The organism is Pseudomonas sp. ABC1, assembly GCF_013395055.1.
In the GTDB taxonomy this organism is placed as follows: domain Bacteria; phylum Pseudomonadota; class Gammaproteobacteria; order Pseudomonadales; family Pseudomonadaceae; genus Stutzerimonas.
The window spans coordinates 2,422,405-2,442,760 of the sequence record NZ_CP058349.1 but is presented as its reverse complement, the minus strand read 5'-3'; the positions used below and the strand labels follow the sequence as shown (position 1 = coordinate 2,442,760).

The following is a 20,356-nucleotide window of genomic DNA, read 5'->3' as shown; positions in this document are numbered from 1 at the left end:
CTCAGAAGCGATAGCGGGCCTGGGCGTAGATGTAAGTGCTGTCCTCGGTCTTCTCGCTGAGGGGCACACCGAAGTCCACGCGCAGGTCGACGCTGTCGATGGGCCGCGCCAGCAGGCCGATGGCGGCGCCGCTGAGGTCCTGGTGGTCGTCCTGGCCGACCAGCGTGTCCTTCAGCCAGACCTGGCCGTGATCGATACGCGCGGTGGCCTGGTAGCGGTCGCTGTCCTTGAACAGCGAGTAGCGACCTTCCAGGCTGGCGGTGAAACCGTGGTCGCCCGACCAGGTCGATGGCGCATGGCCGGCCACCGAGTTGAAACCACCCACGCCCCACTGCTCGCTGGACACCAGCGAATCCAGCGAGTACTGGCCCGCGATGCGCGGAATGACCAGGAAGCGCGGGGTGATCTGTTGCAGGCGGGCGATGTCGAAGGTGAACTTGGTGAACTGGTTATCCGCCTTGGCGGCGGCGCGGCTGGACATCAGCGAATCGTTGTCCATGCCGCCCAGGGCTTCGCCCAGGCCGTAGTGCAGGCCCGCGGTGGCCAGGGTACGGCCATAGAGGTCGGAGTTGTCCAGGGTCAGGCCGAAGCGCAGCTTGCGAATCTGGTCTTCGGCGGTACGGATACCGAGGATGCTCTGCTCCAGGTCCTGCGACTCCAGCCAGGCCTCGGCGGTGATGATGCTGCGCGACGAGCGCACGAAGTCCTGGGAAACGCCCATGCCCCAGCTCTGGTTGTCACCTTCGATTTCCAGCACGCGATAGGTGTTGCCGACGTCGACGTTACCCTTCGAGAAGTAGGCGCGCGCCTTGGTGCCACGGGCATTGAGCGGCAGGCTGTAGTCGACGTAGCCGTACCACAGGTCGCCGTCGCCCAGGGAGGTCAGGGCCAGCACATTGGCCTCGTCGCCGTGGCCGGTGAGGTTGGCGAACTTGAGGCTCGGCATCAGGCGGTACTCGCCGGTGTCCTCGCTGCCGTAGTTGTTGGCCTCCAGCGCGCCCTGGATGCGCGCCGCCTCGGTGACGTCCACCACCAGGTCGGTGGAGCCGGTCTGCTCGCCCGGTTGCAGGGTCGAGCTGACTTCGATGCCGGACAGGCGGTTCAGGTGGGTCAGTGCCCGCTCCACCTCTTCGAGCGTGAATGGCTCGTCCGGGTGCACGCCGCCGGCTTCGAGGGCGTCGATCACCTGGCGCTCGGAGAAGCGCTTGGCCCCGGTGACCTGCACCCGACCCAGCCAGCCTTCGAGCACGACCAGTTCGAGGGTTTTGCCATTGGCGAATGTCTGGTCAGGCACGACCACCTTGACCAGCTTGTAGCCCGCCGCGTGGTAATGGGCCGTGACCTTGCCGGCCAGTGCCTTCATCTCGGCCAGGTTCATCGGACGGCCGAGGTCGGCGGCGATCAGCGCATCGAGCTGTTCGGCGCTGAAGGTGCGGTTGCCGCTGAAAGCGACCTGATTGACCAACACTCGACCCTCGCTCGCCTGGGCGCTGCTGGTCGGGTGAGTGGTGTCGGCCGCCATGGCCACGTTGGCCGTCATCACGGCAAGACCGAGGGCGCACAGAAGCGCCTTCGCCGGTACATGGGAATAGGACATGGGAACCTTGCTGTCAGTGGGTTGCGAGGGAAAGGTGGGTAGTGCGAAGCGAGGAAACGGCGGGGCCGGAACCACGCCAGGGCCTTGCGGCCAGATTCAGTGGGCACTCCGACACGAGAGTCATCATGGCGAGTCGATCCTTGTCAGGATGGCGGGGATCAGGCCGCTGCTCGCAGCCTGGAGACAGGTGATCCCGCCATGGATTAATGGCTTATAGCCACCAATCTACTGAACTTTTCCAAAACGCCACTGAGCGAATCTGAGCGATAACCTACTTCGGTGGTGGGATTTGAATATCCACATCGCACACTCGCCACACCTCTGCCATCCTTGTGCCCAGGCATCGAATAGAATGGCCGGGAATCGCCCGAACCCAGTCTTAAATGGCTGTATTCACCAAATTCATCACCTGGGAGGTCATGTCGTGGAAGAAGTCATCGAACGCTTGCGAGAGCTGAACGAGTCGGTACCCGTACCGCTGGAATTGCCGGATGACGAACTGCTGGTGGAGATCGAGGAGCAGTTGCTGATCAACCTGCCCTTCGAGCTGCGGGAGTTCCTGTTGCAGGTCAGCGATGTCGTGTATGGCCGGCTGGAGCCGGTGACCGCAACCGATCCGCAATCCCACACTTTCCTGCCGGAAGTGGCGGCCAACGCCTGGGACGACGGCGTGCCCCGCGACCTCGTGCCGATCTGTCAGGATGGCCAGGATTATTATGTGGTCGACCTGGAAGGCCAGGTGACATTATGGGACGGTGCCAGCGGCGAACTGACGGACGAGTCGTGGGATTCGGTCTGGCACTGGGCCAGGGACGTCTGGCTGGAAAGCTGATCGCACGGCCAAGGTCTATCCCATGCTGACACTGGAAAACCTCTTCATCTTCATGCTGCTCGGTGGCGTTGCCGCCTGGCTGTGGCATTCCCATGGCATTCGCGAACGCGCGCTGGCAGCGGTACGCCAGTACTGCAAACGCCAGGATATCGAGTGGCTGGATGAAAACGTGGCGTTCCGCCGTCTGGCCCTGGTCCACGACCGCAAGGGCCGGCGACGCCTGGCGCGCCTCTACGGCTTCGAGTTCACCGTCACCGGCGAACGCCGCCACCAGGGCTGCATCACCATGTTCGGCCCGCATCCCGGCCATATCGAACTGGAAGCCCATCCATTCGACGCCGAGGCCGAAGCGGAGCCACCAGCCAACGTCATCCAGCTGGATGAATGGCGTCGTTCACGCGACTGAGAACGGCCACCCAGCCGCAGGGGACCAGGGATCGTGAACAGCACAGACGCCTACGACGAACTGGTATCGCTCATCTACGAATTCGTGCTGGATGAAGGCGCCTGGCCCCGCCTGCTCGAACGGCTCGCACTGGCCACGGGCCGCCGCGAAGCCACCCTGCTGTTCTGGAGCGACCACCCCGGCCAGGCGCCCCGGATAGGCACCATCAGCCTGTGCAGCCCGGAACTGCAACACGACTATGACCGCCACTACAGCCTCATCGACCCCACGCAACGCTTCATGACGGGCCGCCAGGTCGGTAACTGGTATCACGACACCCGGGAATACGGCGTTGCCAGCATGGCCCGCGATCCTTTCTACCAGGAGTGCCTTCGCCCGCATGGACTACGGTCGACCTCCAGCCTCAAGCTCCATGAACATGGAGGTGCCGGGGCCTACCTGTCGCTGCTGTCGGCCCTCGATACGGCGGCACCCAGCCTGCAACAGCAGAACCTGCTGGAACGGCTCTCGCCCCACCTGATACAGGCCGCCCGCATGAGCGACAGCATCCAGCGCATGGCACTCGGCGTGGCACAACGGGACCTGCTGCTGCGCCAGGATCGGACGCCGTTGTGGCTGGTCGATGCCAGGGGCTGCGTCGAGTTCTGCAACCCCAGCGCGGAAGCACGGATGGGGGACGTCACCTTCCCCTTGCGCATGCAGCAGGGCCGGCTCATCGCTGACACCCTACCGAGCCTGCCCGCGCTGTTGCGTGCGGCCTGTGGCAAAACGGGTGCGAGCCAGGCCGGCTGGCTGCGCCTGCCGAGCGGCGAAGAGGAACTGCTGGTCACACCGGTCAAGGCGGAAAGCCACCTGAACCTGCGGCACCAGCATCCACTGGCGCTGGTGGCGCTGCTGGAAAACCGGCCGCGCCTGGAGCTTATCGGCGAACTGTTCCAGCTCACCCCCGCCGAGAGCCGGCTCGCCAGCCTGGTCGCCAGGAGCTACAGCCCGGAACACTGCGCGCGGCGGTTGGATATCTCCATCAACACGGTGCGCAGCCAACTGAGCGCGCTGTTCCGCAAGACCGGCACGGAGCGGCAAAGCGAGCTGGTCGCACTGATCACACGGCTGGGCTGAGCCGTGAACCTGCATGACGCGCACTATGACGAACTGCTGCGGCTCACCTACGCCTGTGTGCTGGACCGTTCGACCTGGCACCCGCTGCTCGAACGCCTCGGCGAAGCCTGCGGACATCAGCGCGGCATCCTGCTGGCCTGGGATGCCCGGCAACCCCATGCGCAGATCGCTCTCTTCCACCAGGCGGAGGCGGATGCCGTCGCGGCATACAGCGATTACTTCCACAGGCTGGACCCGACCGGCCCCGCGATGAAAGACCGCGCCCCCGGCGCCTGGTACCACGACGACCAGGAACTGGGGAGCGAACGGATACGCCTGAGCCCCTATTACCAGGAGTTCAAACGCCCCTACGGCATGCGCGGGGTGTCCTGCCTGAAACTGCAAGACGATGCGCGGCACAGCGCCTACCTGTCACTGCTGACGAACCACGATGCCCGCTCCCCGCACGAAGAACAACGCGCCCTCCTGGCCAGGGTGACGCCACACCTGATGCGCGCGGCGCGCATGGCCAACGTCGTGGAAAGCCTGGAGCTGCACCTGCTGACCCAGCAACGAGTGCAGAACGAACACAGGGCAGCACTCTGGCTGGTGAACGCCGAAGGGTATGTGGTGTTCTGCAATGGCGCCGCCGAGCGCCAACTGGCAACGCCCAATACCCCGTTGCTACAACGCAACGACCGGCTCGCCCTGACTCACCCCGGCCAATCGCTGGCGCCGCTGCTACAACGGGCCTGTGGCCGTGCAGGGCCGCCACGGGCCGGCTGGATGCGCCTGCCTGGCCCCCTGTCCGTCGAGCTGCTGGTCACACCGGTACAGGCCGAAACGCACTTCAACCTGCTGTCGCAGCAACCACTGGCCCTGGTGACACTGCTGGTGCCCGGCCCTCGCGCGGAACTGCTGTCCGGAATGTTCGGCTTCACCCCCGCCGAATGCCGGCTCGCCAGCCTGCTCGCACGCGGCCTGAGCCCGGAAGCCTGTGGCCGCTCGCTCGGGGTTTCGATCAATACGGTGCGCAGTCAGTTACGCGCGCTGCTCGCCAAGACCGGTACCACCCGTCAGGCGGAACTGGTCAGGGTGCTGGTGCGCCTGCAATGAACGGCGCCGCACAGGCGCCTATCAGTCGAGGCGGCAGGCGGCCAGGCCCTGCCCCAGCGCATCGACATCCTGCGGCACATCGAAGATCAGTTCGAGCCGGGAGTCCTTGCGCCATTCCGAGGCGCGCCAGTGCAAAGCCTCGCCATCGAGGGCATTCGCCGACTGCCAGTGATCGGGTCCCTGCATGACCAGCTTGGCCCGCCGCCAGCCCAGCTCCGCCAGCCAGCCCTGCACCCTGGCCAGGTCGAAGCGCTGGCTCGGGTGCCAACGCCAGCCAATGCTCCAGCCCTCCGCCTGTGCCTGGTGCTGGCAGATCGGCTGGGTCGGGTCCAGCCACAGGCTCGCCAATGGCAGCGGCCCCGCGCTCGCGGGCGGGAGCGAGGGCGAACGCGCCAGCGCATGGCTGGCAATGCCTGGCAGGCGTTCAAGGGGCAATTCGCCCTGGCACACCCAGGCGATCGGCAGTGCCGGCAACCGCTCGGCGAGTTGTGCCCGCTGGAGCGCCGTCAGCCGCTCGGACTTGTTCAGCACCAGCAACCCCGTTTTTGCCAACAGTGCCTCCGGGTACGCCGGCAGCCCCAGCCCGTCGGCCAACGCGGTCGCGTCCAATACCAGCACGCAGGGTTGCAGGGCCAGCACCTCATGCCAGGGCTGGCCGGCCAACTGCCCCAGCAGTTCGTGCGGATGCCCCAGCCCGGATGGCTCGATGAACAGGCGATCCGGCCTGGCCTTGCGCAACAACCGGTTCAACGCGACCTGGAACGGCACCCCGTTTACGCAGCACAGGCAGCCACCGGCCACCTCGGCGAAACTCACGTCATCCGCTGTCCCGCTCAGCAGCGCGGCATCCAACCCGACCAGACCGAACTCATTGATCAGGATCGCCCAGCGCTCGCCTTCCGGTTTCTGCGCCAGCAGGGCACGCAGCAGGCTGGTCTTGCCGGCCCCGAGAGGACCCGCGATCAAATGGGTGGGAATGGCGCTCAGCATGAATGGCCCTCTACGAAAATCGCCGGGAAGAATGCCATAATCCGGGCCTTCGCCCCTGCCCGATGAGGCTCCCATGCGCCTGTTGATCCTGACCCTGCTACTGGCGGCCTCCGGCCAGGCCCTCGCCGAAGCCTGCCTGATCATCCCCCAGGAAACCGCCGCGAACGCAGGCATCTGCCAGCAGAATCGCAGCGTACCCCCACACATCTTCCGCGCCGGCTTCTGCCAGCCGCGCATCAACGGGCGCAAGGCCACGGTCAGCTTCACCGAACAGTGCCCGGCCGGGGCCGTCGCCACCTGCCGCAACGCCCAGACACCGGGCACGCTGTACCGCCAGGACATACATTACTACGGCTCGCAGCATGCGCTGGCGGCACTCAAGAACACCTGCGAACGGCGCAATGGGGGCGTCTGGCTGGGCGAGTAAGCGGCCCCGCCAATATGAAAAAGTCGCGCATGGGTGCGGGTTTTCACCCACTCATCCGTCTCTATATATGAGAACGCGCTTCTCGGAGCCTGCTCACCCCCTGTAAACCATTCGACGAGGAATCAGTACATGACGCCGTTCAATAGCCTGCGCGCCGCCCTGGGACTGGGCGCACTGCTCGCCCTGCCCATGGCGCAAGCCGACTACCTGTGGCTCGAGCGCAATGCCGGGCAACCCGCGAAGGCCTATCTCAGCGAGTTCCAACCTGGCGAGCACCTTGACCTGAGCAAGCTGCTGGAGCCGGCCGTGCGACTGGCCGAAGGCAAGGGCGAAGTGCCCCGCGTCGAAGCGAACGCTTACCTGATCGGCACCCCGGTGACAGGCGACCTGCGCCTCCAGGCCAAGCTGCCGGAAGGCGACAACCTGGTGATTTACGAAGCCAAGGAAGGCCGCAGCGAAACCAAGGCGGTGAACGATCTGGAACTAGTGCCGACCACACCCAACGGCAACACCTTCAAGCTGCACTGGAAAGGCAGCGTGGTCTCTGCTTCGCAGGTCAATGTCTACACCTCGGAGCAGTGGAACCGCACCCTCAAGCCCGCCCAGGATGGCAGCGTGACCCTCGATCCATCCTTCCCCGCGCGCTACGTGCTGGAAGTCACCGCCCAGATCAACGGCGCGGTGACGCTCGAAGGCAAGCGCTACGAGAGCGTGGTGCATGTCGCCACGCTGTCCTTCGACGTACCGCGCTGACATGCCTGACGGCGGGCCCGCGCCCGCCGCTCAACGCCAGTTGTAGAGTTCCTTCTCCGACAGCGCATGCATGGCCGTCGCCTGTTTCTGGAAGGCCTGCATCGACGCCCAGATACGTCCGTTCAGTTCGCTCTGCGCCGCCAGCTCATCGAGCACCAGCGCAGACTCGCGCTGCATGGCCGCCAGCACTTCGTCGGGGAAGCGCTTCAGCTCGACGCCCTGCTCCTTCAACTGCTGCAACGCCTGGGCGTTGTGGTAGACGTAGTCGTCGAGCATGTCCTGGTTGGTCGCACGGGTGGCTTCGGTGAGGATCGCCTGCAAGTCGGCGGGCAGGCTGTCGAACGCCTGCTGGTTGACCAGCAACTCGATCACCGCCTGGGGCTCCTGCCAACCGGGGAAATAGTAGTAACGGGCAGCCTTGTGCAGGCCGAAGGCCAGGTCGTTGTAGGGACTGACCCAGTCGGTGGCGTCGATGGCACCGGTCTGCAAGGCAGTGAAGACTTCGCCGCCAGGCAGGTTGACACTGATCGCGCCAAGGCGGCTGAACACTTCGCCACCCAGGCCAGGTGTGCGGATTTTCAGCCCCTGCAAATCGGCCAGGCCGTTGATTTCCTTGTTGAACCAGCCACCCATCTGCATGCCGGAATTGCCCGCCGCCATCGGCTTCACGCCGAACGGTGCGTAGGCTTCTTCCCAGAGCTTGAGGCCATCGCCCTTGCTCAGCCAGGCATTCATTTCCAGGGTCGACAGGCCGAACGGCACCGAGGTGAAGAACTGTGCGGTCGGTACCTTGCCCTTCCAGTAGTAGGACGCGCCGTGCCCCAGCTCCGCCGTGCCACGGGACACCGTATCGAACACTTCCATGGCCGGCACCAGTTCACCGGCAGCATAGACCTTGATGGTCAGGCGTCCACCGCTCATGGCGGTGACACGCTCGGCCAGGCGTTCGGCGGAGGTGCCGAGGCCGGGGTAGTTCTTCGGCCAGGCGGTGACCATCTTCCAGTGGTAGGCCTTGGCCGGCTCGCTGGCCGCCGGGGACTCCGCTGCCACGGCAGCCTCTTCCTTGCAGCCTGACAACATGACGGCGGAGCACAGCGCCAGCGCGGCGCCGAACAGGTTACGGCGTTTCATCGACTCGTTTCTCTCTAGGGAAATTACAATGCCTGCAGCTTGGCGTAGCTCAACATCAGCCACTTGCTGCCTTCGCTCTCGAAATTGACCTGCACCCGGGCCTGGGCGCCCGAGCCTTCGAAATTGAGGATGGTGCCCTCGCCGAACAGCGAGTGACTGACCCGCTGACCCAGGCTGAACGGCGTGTCCGGCACACTGGCGCCAGCGAACATCGAACTGCCGCCACTGTTGCCACGGGAGCCGCCATAGGAACGGCTGACGCTGTTGTTCAGGCGAACCTCGCGGATCAGCTCGGCGGGAATCTCGCGGACGAAGCGCGACACCTTGTTGTAGGTCTCGCTGCCGTACAGGCGGCGGGTCTCGGCGTAGGTGATGGTCAACTGGCGCATCGCCCGGGTGATACCGACATAGGCCAGGCGCCGCTCTTCTTCCAGGCGCCCCGGTTCTTCCAGGCTCATCTTGTGCGGGAACAACCCTTCTTCCATGCCGACCAGGAACACCTGCGGGAACTCCAGCCCCTTGGCGCTGTGCAGGGTCATCAGTTGCACGCTGTCCTCATGCTCGCCAGCCTGCTGCTCGCCGGCTTCCAGCGAAGCATGATCGAGGAAGGCCGCCAGTGGTGTCTGCGGCTCGTCCTCTTCACTCTCGTCGCTGTAGTTGTCGAACGCGCGGGCGGCGGACACCAGTTCCTCGAGGTTCTCCACCCGAGCCTGGGCCTTCTCGCCCTTTTCCTCGCGGTGGTAGGCCAGCAGGCCGGACTGCTCGATGACACGCTGCGCCATGTTGTGCAGTTGCAGGCCCTCGACCTGCAAGGCCAGGCTGTCGATCAGCTCGACGAAGCCGTTCAGCGCACTGGCGGCGCGCCCGGACACACGCTTGAGACCGACCGCCTGGTGCAGCGCGGTCCACAGCGAAACCTGCTCGTCACGCGCCAGTTGCCGCAGCGTCTCGACGGTCTTTTCACCGATGCCACGCGCCGGTACGTTGATCACCCGCTCCAGCGCCGCGTCGTTGTGACGGGTCTGGATCAAGCGCAGGTAGGCCATGGCGTTCTTGATCTCGGCGCGCTCGAAGAAGCGCTGGCCGCCGTAGATACGATAAGGAACGCGCTCGCGCAGCAGGGCTTCCTCCAGCACCCGCGACTGGGCGTTGGAGCGGTAGAGAATGGCGATCTCGCTGCGCGCCAGCCCGGTCTTCAGCGCTGACTCGATGCACTCCACCACATAACGTGCTTCATCGTGCTCGTTGAAGGCGGCGTACAGGCTGAGGGGGTCGCCATCGCCGACATCGGTGCGCAGTTCCTTGCCCAGGCGGCCCTGGTTGTTGGCGATCAGCGCATTGGCGGCGTTGAGGATGTTCGCCGTGGAGCGATAATTCTGCTCCAGGCGGATGATCTCGGCATCGGCGAAGTCGCGGTCGAACTGCTGGATGTTCTCGATCTTCGCCCCACGCCAGCCATAGATCGACTGGTCGTCGTCGCCCACCACCATCAGGCTCTCGCCGCCCAGGGCGAGGAAACGCAGCCAGGCATACTGCACGGCGTTGGTGTCCTGGAACTCGTCGACCAGGATATGCCGGAAGCGCTTCTGGTAATGCTTGAGCAGCCCGTCGTTGTCGCGCCACAGGTCCAGCGCACGCAACAGCAACTCGGCGAAGTCGATGACACCGGCACGCGCGCAGGCCGCCTCGTAGGCTTCGTAGATACTGCGCATGGTGCTCAGGAACAGGTCGCCGCTGGCCTGGATGCCCTGGGGACGGATGCCTTCGTCCTTCTGCCCGTTGATGAACCACTGCGCCTGTTTGGCGGGCCAGCGCTTGTCGTCCAGGCCCAGCTCGCGGATCACCCGCTTGACCAGCCGCTGCTGGTCGTCGGAGTCGAGGATCTGGAAGTTCTCGGCCAGCTTCGCTTCCTGCCAGTGCGCCCTCAGCAGACGGTGCGCCAGGCCGTGGAAAGTGCCCACCCACATGCCCGCCGGGTTGCTCCCCAGCACATCCTCGATGCGATGGCGCATCTCGGCGGCGGCCTTGTTGGTGAAGGTCACCGACAGGATGCTGTGCGCCGGAATACCCAGGTGCTGGATCAGGAAGGCAATACGGTGCACCAGCACACGGGTCTTGCCGGAGCCGGCACCGGCCAATACCAGTTGATGACCAGGCGGCGTGGTGACCGCATGGTGCTGGGCGGGGTTCAGGGTCGAGAGTCGCTGGTCGAGGTCGTTTTGCATCGCGGCATTCTAGCTGGAAACGCCCGAATCTGTCCGTTGCGCAACGCAGTGATACCCTCGACCCATGGCATACCCACCCAACGGCGAGTTGACAGGCGGGGCTCGGTCAGCCAGTTTCCCCCTTCCAAAAAACTTCGCCAATCGCCGTTCGGCCTGAACGCTGGACAAGTACAAGAAAAGACGATGACTGATCAAGCCCGCTCCCCGCATACGGCAGACCGGGTCGGCCAGGAAGACGCCGACACGAGCGCAGCGCAGGACAAAGGGAAGGATTCGCAGAACGCACGCACCCGCCTGGCGGCGGCCGCTTTCGAGGTGGCCGACGAAGGCATCCTGATTCTCGACGCCAGCTACCGGGTACTCGAACTCAACGAGGCGTTCTGTCGGCTGTCAGGCTATTCGCGGCCGGACATCGTTGGCCGGGACATCATGGAGCTGGCCTCCTCGCCCGACCTGCGCGAGCAGTTCCTGGCCATCCACGAAGCACTGCGGCAAGAGGGCTGCTGGCAGGGCGAACTGGTCGAGGCACGCAAGGACGGCCAGCTCTATCCCCAGTGGGTGCGTTTGCGCGTGACGCGCGACGAACAGGGCGAGATCGCCAATATCATTGCCTTCATCTCCGACGTCAGCCAGCGCCACCAGGTCGAGGAACGCCTGCGCTACCTGACCCACTACGACGAACTGACCGGGCTGGCCAACCGCAGCCAGTTGCTGGAGCAGTTACAGGAAGCCTGCCTGCATATCCGCCCCGGCAGCAGCCTGACGCTGCTGTATATCGACCTCGACCGTTTCAAGATCCTCAATGACAGCCTTGGCCACGAAGTCGCGGACCGCCTGCTGTACGAGATATCGCGTCGTCTGGTGCAAACAGTGCCCAACGCCGAAGCCATCGCCCGCCTGTCGGGGGACGAGTTCGCCATTCTGCTCGACACCCACCAGAGCCTGTCGAGCCTGAGCCAGATCGGCAGCAAGCTGCTGTCGAAGATTCGCAAGCCGATCCTCATCGAAAACCGCGAGCTGGTGATCAGCGCCTCCATCGGCATCAGCCTGATGCCCGAGCACGCCCGCGACCCTTCCGCCCTGCTGCGCCGGGCGAATATCGCCATGCAACAGGCCAAGCACCTGGGCGGCAACACCCTGCAATTCTTCACCGACGGCCTGCGCGCCTCCAGCCTGGAAAAGCTGCAGATGGAGCATGAGCTGCGCAAGGCCATCAGCAGCGAACAGCTGGAGGTTTTCTACCAGCCGCGCCTGGACCTGCACAGCAAGCGCATCGAAGCCGTCGAGGCGCTGGTGCGCTGGCGGCACCCCGAGCGGGGCCTGATCGCGCCAGGGCAGTTCATCGACCTGGCTGAAGAAACCGGACTGATCATTCCGCTGGGCGAGCAGGTGTTGCGCCAGGCCTGCCAGCAGGCACACCAGTGGAGGCAAGCGGGCGAGGTCGACCTGCGTGTATCGGTCAACCTGTCGGTCAAGCAGTTGCGCCAGGGGAATTTCGTCAGCCTGGTGCGCCAGGTGCTCGAGGAAACCGGCCTGCCCCCCGAGCGCCTGGAACTGGAACTGACCGAAAGTCAGTTGCTGGACGACATCGACAACGCCATCAACATCTGCCGCCAGTTGCGCACCCTCGGCGTGCAACTGGCCATCGACGACTTCGGCACCGGCTACTCCTCCCTGAGCTACCTCAAGCGCTTCCCGGTCAACTACGTCAAGATCGACCGCTCGTTCATCAGCGAACTCGACCTCACGCCGGAAGGCGCGGCCATCGCCCAGGCGATCATCGCCATGGTTCATGCGCTGGGCCTGAAGGTCGTCGCCGAGGGCGTCGAGACCCAGGCGCAGATGGACTTTCTCACCGAACAAGGCTGCGACGAAGTACAGGGCTACCTGCTGTGCAAACCCGTGGAAGCGCCAAAGCTACTGGCGTTCATCAAGAGCCTTCACTGAGCAGGTGATCGACCAGCCTCCGTGCGTGCAGCGCCAGCTCCGCCCTCGGCCTGACGCACAGGAACAGTTGGCGATCCGCCCAGGCATCGGACAGGGCCAGCGTAACGATCGGCAGATCACGGACGCACCGCTGTGCCACGACCCTCGGCACAATCGCAATACCGACGCCCTGCGCCACCAGCGCACAGACCGCATCGAAATTGCCCAGGTGGATGCGGTAGTCGAGGGCCAGCCCGAGACGCCTCGCCTGCTGCGCCACCAGCACCTGCAACGCACTGTCCTCGCCCAGGCCGACGAACGACTCGGCCCCGACCTCGGCCAGGAACACTTCGCGTCGCACCGCCAGTGCATGACCCTTGTGCACGATCAGCGACAGAGGGTCGTGGCGAAAGGCGAAGCACTCGAAATCATCCAGGTCAACGGCATCGGAAACGATCCCCATGTCGCATTCGCCACTGCGTAGCGCCTCGGCGATCAGCGGGCTGGAGCGCTCCTGAAGGGCGACCGAAACCGATGGATGCCGCAGCAGGAAACCACCCAGCAACGGCGGCAGGTACTCAGACAACGCGACCGTATTGCACCACAGCCGCACATGGCCCTTGAGGCCCTCGCCGTACTGGGCCAGGTCGCCGCGCATTCGCTCGACCTGCGCCGACACCAGCCGCGCATGGTGCAGCAGGGTCTGGCCAGCCGGCGTGACCGCCACGCCACGGTGGCCACGCGACAGGAGGGCAACCCCCAGCACGCGCTCCATGCCCCGGATACGCTCGCTGGCCGAGGCCAGGGTCATGTGCGAACGCTGCGCGCCCGCCGTGATACTGCCGGCCTCATGGACATTCAGGAACAGCTGCAGGTCGGTCAGATCGAAACGCATGGGAACCTCCTTGGATAGCCAGGGCAACCTATCATGCCTCAGGCACTCCCTGAGTCTGACTACAGGAATTCCCGCTTTTCTCACGGCTGCCACGGCAACAGAATCCAGCCAGTCCTCCACACGGGTTCCTGTCCATGCCCTTGATCGAAAGCCTCTCCCCGACCCTGCTGCTGACGCTGGTCGGCGTGTTCGTCCTCGCCGGGCTGGTGAAGGGCGTGGTCGGGCTCGGCCTGCCGACCATCGCCATGGCTCTGCTGGCCCTGTGGATGACGCCCGCCCAGGCGGCGGCCTTGCTGATCGCGCCGTCGCTGCTCACCAATGTCTGGCAGGCACGCCCCTGGCAACGCCTGCCCGCCCTGCTGAAACGGCTCGCCGGCATGCAACTGGGCGTCTGCATCGGAACACTGAGCGGCGCCCTGCTGCTGGGCGCGCCCACCGGCGACTGGGCGCAGATACTGCTCGGGCTGGTGCTGATCGCCTATGCGCTGTGGGGCCTGTTCGGCAAAGCGAAGCAGTTGTCTCCCACCCGGGAGCGCCAGCTTGGCGGCGTGGTGGGCGTGCTGACCGGCCTGGTGACGGCGGCCACCGGGGTCTTCGTGGTGCCAGCGGTGCCTTACCTGCAAGCCCTGGGCCTGAGCCGCGACGAGCTGATCCAGGCCATGGGCATTTCCTTCAGCGTCTCCACCCTGACCCTGGCCGCCGGGCTATGGCTCAACCAGAGCTACGCCAGCAGCGAAGCGGGGCTTTCCCTGCTGATGCTCATTCCGGCGCTGCTGGGCATGCAACTCGGGCAGTACCTGCGCAATCGGCTCTCGCCCACGCTGTTCCGCCGCTGCTTCTTCGGCAGCCTGATCCTGCTCGGCCTCTACCTGGCGTCGGAACTGCTCGCTTGAACAGGGTACGAACCAGCAAGGCCGGCTGATCCTCGCGCGTGTCCACGCAGGATGCTCTCCTGCCAGTGGGAGAACGCAGGGGGAGAGGGAAAAAGCCTCATGTGTCGGTTAGGATACATAGCCGACATGCTCCGGATACCCACAACCCCGAGCATGGTGCCCGGTAGCCGGAAACCCCTCCACCCTTCGCAAATGGAGCCTGCCTCCAGTGCACGCCTCTACCGCCCACGCGCCACGCCCACGCACGACCCGCGCCCTGATCGTCGACGACAACCGGGAACTGCGCGAATTGCTCAGCGACTACCTGATCCGCTTCAACATCGACAGCGAAGCCGTCGGCGATGGCGCCGGCATGCGACGCGCCATGGCGCAGGCGCATTTCGACGTGATCATCCTCGACCTCATGCTGCCCGGCGAAGACGGCCTGTGCCTGTGCCGCGAACTGCGCGCCAGCTCGGGCATTCCGATCCTGATGCTCACCGCCCGATGCGAGCCGACCGACCGCATCATCGGCCTGGAACTGGGGGCCGATGACTACATGGCCAAGCCCTTCGAACCGCGCGAACTGGTGGCGCGCATCCAGAGCATCCTGCGCCGGGTGCGCGATGGCCGCGAGGTGGCGCGCGACGAACCGCCGAACCTGCTGCATTTCGCCGGCTGGACGCTGCACAGCGCATTGCGCCAGTTGCAATCGGCCAGCGGCCTGGTGGTGCCGCTGTCGAACGCCGAGTTTCGCCTGCTCTGGGCCTTCATCGAACGACCACGCAGGGTACTCAGCCGCGAGTTGCTGCTGGACGCCGCGCGCGGGCGCTCCATCGAGGCCTTCGACCGCAGTATCGACCTGCTCGTCTCACGCCTGCGCCAGAAGCTCGACGACGACCCGCGCAACCCTGCGCTGATCAAGACGGTGCGTGGCGAAGGTTACCTGTTCGATGTCGCCGAGATCCGCTGATGCGCCGCACTGACAGCCTGTTCGCCCGCCTGTTCGGCGTCTTCCTGATCGCCATCCTGCTGGCCCATGCCCTGGCCTTCGCCTGGCTGACCCACTACGGCGACCACCCGCCGCCACCGCCACCCCACCTTGAAATCGACGCTGGCGACATGCTGCCGCCGGCCCCTCCGCCGCCACCGCATTTCAGGATCGACGGCCCGCTGATCGTGCTCGGCTTCCAGCTGCTCACCCTGCTGGTCGCCGCCTGGTATGGCGCCCGACTGCTCAGCCGGCCGATCCGCCACCTGGCAGAGGGTGCCGAACACCTCGCCGAAGACCTGGACTGCCCGCCCATGATCGAGAAAGGCCCGCGCGAAACCCGCCTGGCGGCCAATGCCTTCAACCGCATGCAGCAGCGCATCCGTGACCAGGTGCAGCAGCGCACACGCATGCTGGCGGCCGTCTCGCACGACCTGCGTACGCCGCTGGCACGCCTCAAGCTGCGCCTGGAGCAGATACCCGACGAACCCTTGCGGGAGCGCATGGACCAGGACCTCGGCGAGATGATCGAGATGCTCGACGCCACGCTGCGTTACCTGCGCCAGCAACGCAGCAATGAAGCGCCACAGCGCCTCGACGTGCAGGCAATGGTGGAGGCGATGGCCGAGGACGCCCTGGAGAACGACGCCAGGGTCAGCGTACAGGGCCAGTGCCGGCCGCTGCTGGCTCAGCCGCTGTCGTTGCGCTCCTGCGTCAGCAATCTGCTGGAGAATGCACTGCGCTACGCCGGGCATGCCGAGATAGAACTGCGCGACAGCGATGATGCGGTCGAGGTGCGCATCATCGACCATGGGCCAGGCATCGAGGAAAGCCAGCGCGAGGCAGTGTTCGAAGCCTTCTTCCGTCTCGACGCCTCGCGCAACCGCAGCTTCGGCGGTGTCGGCCTGGGCCTGACCATCGCCCGCGAAGCGGCGCGCCGCCAGGGGGGCGACATAACCCTGGCAGACACCCCCGGCGGCGGCCTGACCGCCATACTCAGGCTGCCGCGCCAGCCCGGTATCAACGACGATACAAAACCCAAATAGCTGCGATACACACCCAGCCCATTCTGGCAGCACCGGAGAAACCCCTCCGGCATGCCAGACAGGGGAGTGACGCTCATGATCAGTGGTGTCAGTGGGTACTCGGGCTATAGCTATGCCTCGACGTACACCAGCGCCCAACGCAGCACAGCCAGCAGTGGCAGCGAAAGCGCTGGGGCGACCAAGGAAATACAGGAAAAACTGTTCAGCCTGCTGGACAGCGACGGTGATGGCAACATCACCGCGGACGAGCTTTCCAGTGCGCTGAGTTCGGCCTCCGGCAGCGAAGAAAGCAGCTCGGTGATCGACATCGACGAACTGCTCGGCCAGCTCGACGCAAACGGCGACGGTAGCCTCGACAGCGACGAGTTCGCCGCCCTGGCACCTCCACCGCCACCACCGCCGCCTGGCGGGGGCATCAGCACCGAAGAGCTTTTCAGCCAGTTGGATGCTGACGAGGATGGCAGCCTGAACACCGAAGAGCTGTCGGCCCTGTTCGGTACGGGCAGCACTGACGGCAGCAGCCTGCTCGAAGCCCTGGACGAGGACTCGGACGGTAGCGTCAACATGGAAGAACTGAGTGCGCTGACACCGCCCCCGCCTCCACCACCGGGGCCGCAGGCAGCGTCGGATAGCGAGAGCGAAGAGCTGTTCTCCACGCTGGACGCGAACGGTGACGGCAGCATCAGCCAGGATGAACTGAGCAGCCTGTTCAGCGCGAATACAGACTCAAGCAGCAGCGATACACAGGAAGCCTTCACCGCCCTGTTCGCCAAGCTGGTCGAGCAGTATCAGAGCAATGTCAGCTTCCAGAACAGCGTCGGCAGCCAGCTCAACCTGACCGCTTGAGTGCGGCAGGGAAGCCGGAGCGTGGGGGCGCACCGGCCGCGTGGGCCATGAGTGGACGCTGAAGCACCTCTCAACCGCGAGTGGTGCTGCCACCGTCCAGCTCGCGCATCAGCAGCGCGTATTGCAAGTCGACATCGTCCGGCACCGGCATGTACAGGGTATGGCCATCGCCCGGCGCCACCTCGACCCGCTCGCCTTTGCGGTTCTCCAGCGCCTCCAGGCGCAGGTTGAGGTTGCCCTGGGGCGTCATCAGCTCCAGGCGGTCGCCGACCGCGAAGCGGTTCTTCACCTTGACCTCGGCCAGGCCGTTGCGACGCTCGCCGGTCAGTTCACCGACGAACTGCTGGCGCTCGGACAGCGAGAAACCGCGCTCGTAGTTCTGGTATTCATCGTGCACATGGCGGCGCAGGAAGCCCTCGGTGTAGCCGCGGTGGGCCAGGGACTCCAAGGTGTCCATCAGCGACTTGTCGAAGGGTCGACCGGCCAGCGCATCGTCGATGGCCTTGCGGTACACCTGGGCGGTACGCGCCACGTAGTAGTGGGACTTGGTGCGGCCTTCGATCTTCAGCGAATGCACGCCCATCTGCACCAGACGCTCGACGTGCTGCACGGCGCGCAGGTCCTTGGAGTTCATGATGTAGGTGCCGTGCTCATCCTCGAAGGCAGACATGAACTCGCCAGGGCGATTCAGCTCTTCCAGCAGCACCACCTGGTCGGTCGGCGCACCGACGCCCAGCGTCGGCTCCACCGGCTGCACGGGAATCGGCTCATGAACGTGCACGATATCCCCGACTTCGTTCTCTTTCGCCTCGTGAGTCTTGTACTCCCAACGGCAGGCGTTGGTGCAGGTGCCCTGGTTCGGGTCGCGCTTGTTGATATAGCCGGACAACAGGCAACGCCCGGAATAGGCCATGCACAGCGCGCCATGGACGAAGACTTCCAGCTCCATGCCCGGCACCTGCTCGCGGATCTCGCCGATCTCCTCCAGCGACAGCTCGCGGGACAGGATCGCCCGGGTCAGCCCCTGCTCGTGCCAGAACTTCACGCTGGCCCAGTTGACCGCGTTGGCCTGCACCGAGAGGTGGATATTCATCTGCGGAAAATGCTGGCGAACCAGCATGATCAGGCCGGGATCGGACATGATCAGCGCATCCGGCCCCATCGCCACCACCGGCTCCAGGTCCTTGATGAAGGTCCTCAGCTTGGCGTTGTGCGGCGCGATGTTGACCACCACGTAGAACTGCTTGCCCAGCGCGTGGGCCTCGTCGATGCCAAGCTTTAGGTTGGCATGGTCGAACTCGTTGTTGCGCACCCGCAGGCTGTAGCGTGGCTGCCCGGCATACACCGCGTCGGCGCCATAGGCGAAGGCATAACGCATGGATTTGAGGGTGCCGGCGGGGGACAACAGTTCGGTGCGCATGGTCGTAACGAGGTCAGGAAACGAGAAGGGGCGCGATTCTAGCAGCCTGCCACGCCAATCGCGCTATGTGCGGCCGTTGTACGCACCTCGCTTGCCCAGCCCCGGGAATAGCGTGCGACCATCGCCTGGCTCCCGCCGGCCCAATCTCGCAGGCCTGTGATTTCAGGGCCGCTCGACTGCGCATCGCGATGCCCGACCAGCCCCGCGGTCAATACCGAGGTGTCCTTGGGAAAAAGCTCAACCCGTCGTTCCCGCGTAGGCGGGAACCCAGGTGCGCAGGCTTATGGCCAACGCGCTTTTTCTACAGTCACCAGCGCAGACGGCTCTACGCCTGCCGATCACGCCGCGGCGATCACACCCTTGTGGTTCTCCGGCTCGATCAACGCACGGTGCAGGGCGATGATCGCTGCCTCGTAGTCATCCTCGTTGACCACGCACTGCATCTCCACCTGGCGGATCGACTGGTGCAGCGCCTGGATGCTGATGCCAGCCTCAGCCAGTGCGGCGGCGGTCTTGGCCAGGATGCCCTTGACCTTCATGTGCGAGCCGATGGCCGAGACGATGGCGATGTTGTGCACGGTGACTTCGGCACTCGGGTACTGCTCCTCGATCAGCCGCGCGGCACGGTTGATCAGCTTGCGCGAGCCGGACAGGAAGTAGGTGATGCTGTTGGCATCGGAGTCCTTGTTCACCAGGTAGAGCTTGAGCTTCTTCAGCATTCGGGTGATTTCGATGTCGTAGGCCAGGTCGCCGAGCATGTCCTGGTCGAACACCTCGATGCCGAAAACGTCCTTGCGCCCGGCGATGATCTCCACGCAGGGCCGCTCGCTGCGGTAAGACTGGCTGATCAGCGTACCGCCATGCTCCGGCTCGAAGGCATTCTTGATGCGCAACTCGATGCCGGCGCGGCGCAGGGTCTTGGCCGCGCGCGGGTGGATCGCTTCCATGCCGAGGTTGGACAACTGGTCGGCCACGTCGTAGTTGGTACGGCCGATGGTCACCACCTTGTCGGCACCGACCAGGTTCGGGTCGGCGCTGCTGAGGTGGAACTCCTTGTGGATGATCGCTTCGTGGGCGCCGGTGGCGGCGGCGATCTGGGCGAAGGTGATCTCGCTGTAGCCACGGTCGAAGGTGTTCATCAGGCCTTCGCTGCAATGGGTGTAGCCAGTGGCGACCACCAGCTCGCGCTTGAAGTCGAAGTCCTCGAAGCTCTCGCGCACCATTTCCTCGAACGGCAGCGGCGAGTCGCGGTGCCAGCCGGTCAGGTCGGCCATGCGCGCATTCACACCGCGCTGCTGCAATGCCAACACCGAGTTGTAGGCACTGTGGGCTTCACCGATGGAGGCGAGCATCTCGCGCACCTTCATCAGGTGCTCGCTCAACTGGAAGTGCCCATAGGCACACAGGCGCTGCAGGCTGAGCATGCAATCGCGGGCGTCGTCGATACGGGTGTTGATGAAATCGTCGGCGGCCTTCTGCTCGGGCGCATCGCCGAACAGTTCGGCGTTCTTCTCCAGCATCAGCCGGCGCACCGTTTCCAGGGTCTCGCACCAGGCGCTTTCGTTGTGCGCCTCGGCGAAGCGCTGGTAGACGCCCGGCTCGCCGGTCTTCTTGTGCTCCAGCAGCAGGTTGGTCATGCCACTGTAGGCCGACACCACGAAAATACGCCGGTAAAGCTCGGCGCCCTGGCGCTGGCCGATCAGGATATTGTCGAGGACCTCCTCGAAGCGGCTCATGGAAGTGCCGCCGATTTTTTCTACTGTATGCATCGAGATTCAACGTCCC

17 protein-coding genes and 1 pseudogene are annotated in these 20,356 nt (G+C 64.9%); 11 read left to right on the top strand and 7 right to left on the bottom strand.

Translation table 11 applies throughout. From position 1 onward, the window contains the following. Position 1 precedes the first annotated feature (1 nt). Complete coding sequence (locus HW090_RS10770; RefSeq protein ID WP_179113530.1) at positions 2-1,597, bottom strand: ShlB/FhaC/HecB family hemolysin secretion/activation protein; 1,596 nt, start codon at positions 1,595-1,597, stop codon at positions 2-4. 424 nt (positions 1,598-2,021) lie between these two features. Between HW090_RS10770 and HW090_RS10765 the strand changes: the two genes are divergently transcribed. From HW090_RS10765 to HW090_RS10750, 4 genes are read left to right on the top strand one after another with little or no spacing between them, the layout of a single operon-like run. Then, complete coding sequence (locus HW090_RS10765) at positions 2,022-2,429, top strand: SMI1/KNR4 family protein (RefSeq protein ID WP_179113529.1); 408 nt, start codon at positions 2,022-2,024, stop codon at positions 2,427-2,429. 22 nt (positions 2,430-2,451) lie between these two features. Beyond that, positions 2,452-2,835, top strand: coding sequence for a DUF3301 domain-containing protein (locus HW090_RS10760; RefSeq protein ID WP_179113528.1), 384 nt, complete (start codon positions 2,452-2,454; stop codon positions 2,833-2,835). 33 nt (positions 2,836-2,868) lie between these two features. After that, positions 2,869-3,954 carry a helix-turn-helix transcriptional regulator gene (locus HW090_RS10755; RefSeq protein WP_256930657.1) on the top strand — a complete coding sequence of 362 codons (1,086 nt, stop codon included), beginning with the start codon at positions 2,869-2,871 and terminating at the stop codon, positions 3,952-3,954. Positions 3,955-3,957: 3 nt separating this feature from the next. After that, on the top strand, positions 3,958-5,049 hold the full coding sequence (locus HW090_RS10750) for a helix-turn-helix transcriptional regulator (protein ID WP_179113527.1): 1,092 nt from the start codon (positions 3,958-3,960) through the stop codon (positions 5,047-5,049). A gap of 21 nt (positions 5,050-5,070) precedes the next feature. Here HW090_RS10750 and HW090_RS10745 read toward each other — a convergent pair whose 3' ends face one another. Beyond that, a complete protein-coding gene (locus tag HW090_RS10745; RefSeq protein WP_179113526.1) occupies positions 5,071-6,039 on the bottom strand; it encodes a GTP-binding protein in 969 nt (322 codons plus the stop codon). Positions 6,040-6,112: 73 nt separating this feature from the next. On the opposite strand from HW090_RS10745, the gene HW090_RS10740 reads away from it, so the two are divergent. After that, positions 6,113-6,466, top strand: coding sequence for an NADH:ubiquinone oxidoreductase (locus HW090_RS10740; RefSeq protein WP_179113525.1), 354 nt, complete (start codon positions 6,113-6,115; stop codon positions 6,464-6,466). Between the two features lie 129 nt (positions 6,467-6,595). Next, positions 6,596-7,219: a hypothetical protein gene (locus HW090_RS10735; protein WP_179113524.1), complete on the top strand. Its 624-nt coding sequence runs from the start codon at positions 6,596-6,598 to the stop codon at positions 7,217-7,219. Positions 7,220-7,249: 30 nt separating this feature from the next. Here HW090_RS10735 and HW090_RS10730 read toward each other — a convergent pair whose 3' ends face one another. Next, entirely contained in the window at positions 7,250-8,350 is a 1,101-nt protein-coding gene (locus HW090_RS10730; protein WP_179113523.1) for a TRAP transporter substrate-binding protein, read from the bottom strand. Between the two features lie 23 nt (positions 8,351-8,373). Beyond that, on the bottom strand, positions 8,374-10,575 hold the full coding sequence (gene uvrD / locus HW090_RS10725) for a DNA helicase II (protein ID WP_179113522.1): 2,202 nt from the start codon (positions 10,573-10,575) through the stop codon (positions 8,374-8,376). A 276-nt stretch (positions 10,576-10,851) separates the two neighbouring features. Here uvrD and HW090_RS10720 point away from each other — a divergent pair. Beyond that, positions 10,852-12,522, top strand: a pseudogene (locus HW090_RS10720) (putative bifunctional diguanylate cyclase/phosphodiesterase); the annotation flags it as partial. On the opposite strand, the gene HW090_RS10715 reads toward HW090_RS10720, so the two are convergent. Next, positions 12,506-13,396 (bottom strand): LysR substrate-binding domain-containing protein, encoded by an 891-nt coding sequence (locus tag HW090_RS10715; RefSeq protein ID WP_179113520.1) that lies wholly within the window; start codon positions 13,394-13,396, stop codon positions 12,506-12,508. The pseudogene HW090_RS10720 and the gene HW090_RS10715 sit on opposite strands and share 17 nt — an antisense overlap. Before the next feature lie 134 nt (positions 13,397-13,530). Here HW090_RS10715 and HW090_RS10710 point away from each other — a divergent pair, with 134 nt between their 5' ends. The 4 genes from HW090_RS10710 (at position 13,531) to xopAW (ending at position 17,151) form a co-directional block, all read left to right on the top strand. Continuing rightward, positions 13,531-14,289, top strand: coding sequence for a sulfite exporter TauE/SafE family protein (locus tag HW090_RS10710; protein ID WP_179113519.1), 759 nt, complete (start codon positions 13,531-13,533; stop codon positions 14,287-14,289). Between the two features lie 208 nt (positions 14,290-14,497). After that, complete coding sequence (locus HW090_RS10705; protein ID WP_179113518.1) at positions 14,498-15,241, top strand: response regulator; 744 nt, start codon at positions 14,498-14,500, stop codon at positions 15,239-15,241. Further along, entirely contained in the window at positions 15,238-16,305 is a 1,068-nt protein-coding gene (locus HW090_RS10700; protein ID WP_179114890.1) for an ATP-binding protein, read from the top strand. The genes HW090_RS10705 and HW090_RS10700 overlap by 4 nt, the downstream gene beginning before the upstream one ends. Before the next feature lie 75 nt (positions 16,306-16,380). Beyond that, positions 16,381-17,151 carry a XopAW family type III secretion system calcium-binding effector gene (gene xopAW, locus HW090_RS10695; protein WP_179113517.1) on the top strand — a complete coding sequence of 257 codons (771 nt, stop codon included), beginning with the start codon at positions 16,381-16,383 and terminating at the stop codon, positions 17,149-17,151. 70 nt (positions 17,152-17,221) lie between these two features. On the opposite strand, the gene yegQ is transcribed toward xopAW, so the two are convergent. Together yegQ and HW090_RS10685 are read right to left on the bottom strand one after the other, a co-directional pair. Further along, complete coding sequence (gene yegQ / locus HW090_RS10690) at positions 17,222-18,571, bottom strand: tRNA 5-hydroxyuridine modification protein YegQ (RefSeq protein WP_179113516.1); 1,350 nt, start codon at positions 18,569-18,571, stop codon at positions 17,222-17,224. A gap of 338 nt (positions 18,572-18,909) precedes the next feature. Further along, positions 18,910-20,340: an aspartate kinase gene (locus HW090_RS10685; RefSeq protein WP_179113515.1), complete on the bottom strand. Its 1,431-nt coding sequence runs from the start codon at positions 20,338-20,340 to the stop codon at positions 18,910-18,912. Positions 20,341-20,356: the final 16 nt, after the last annotated feature.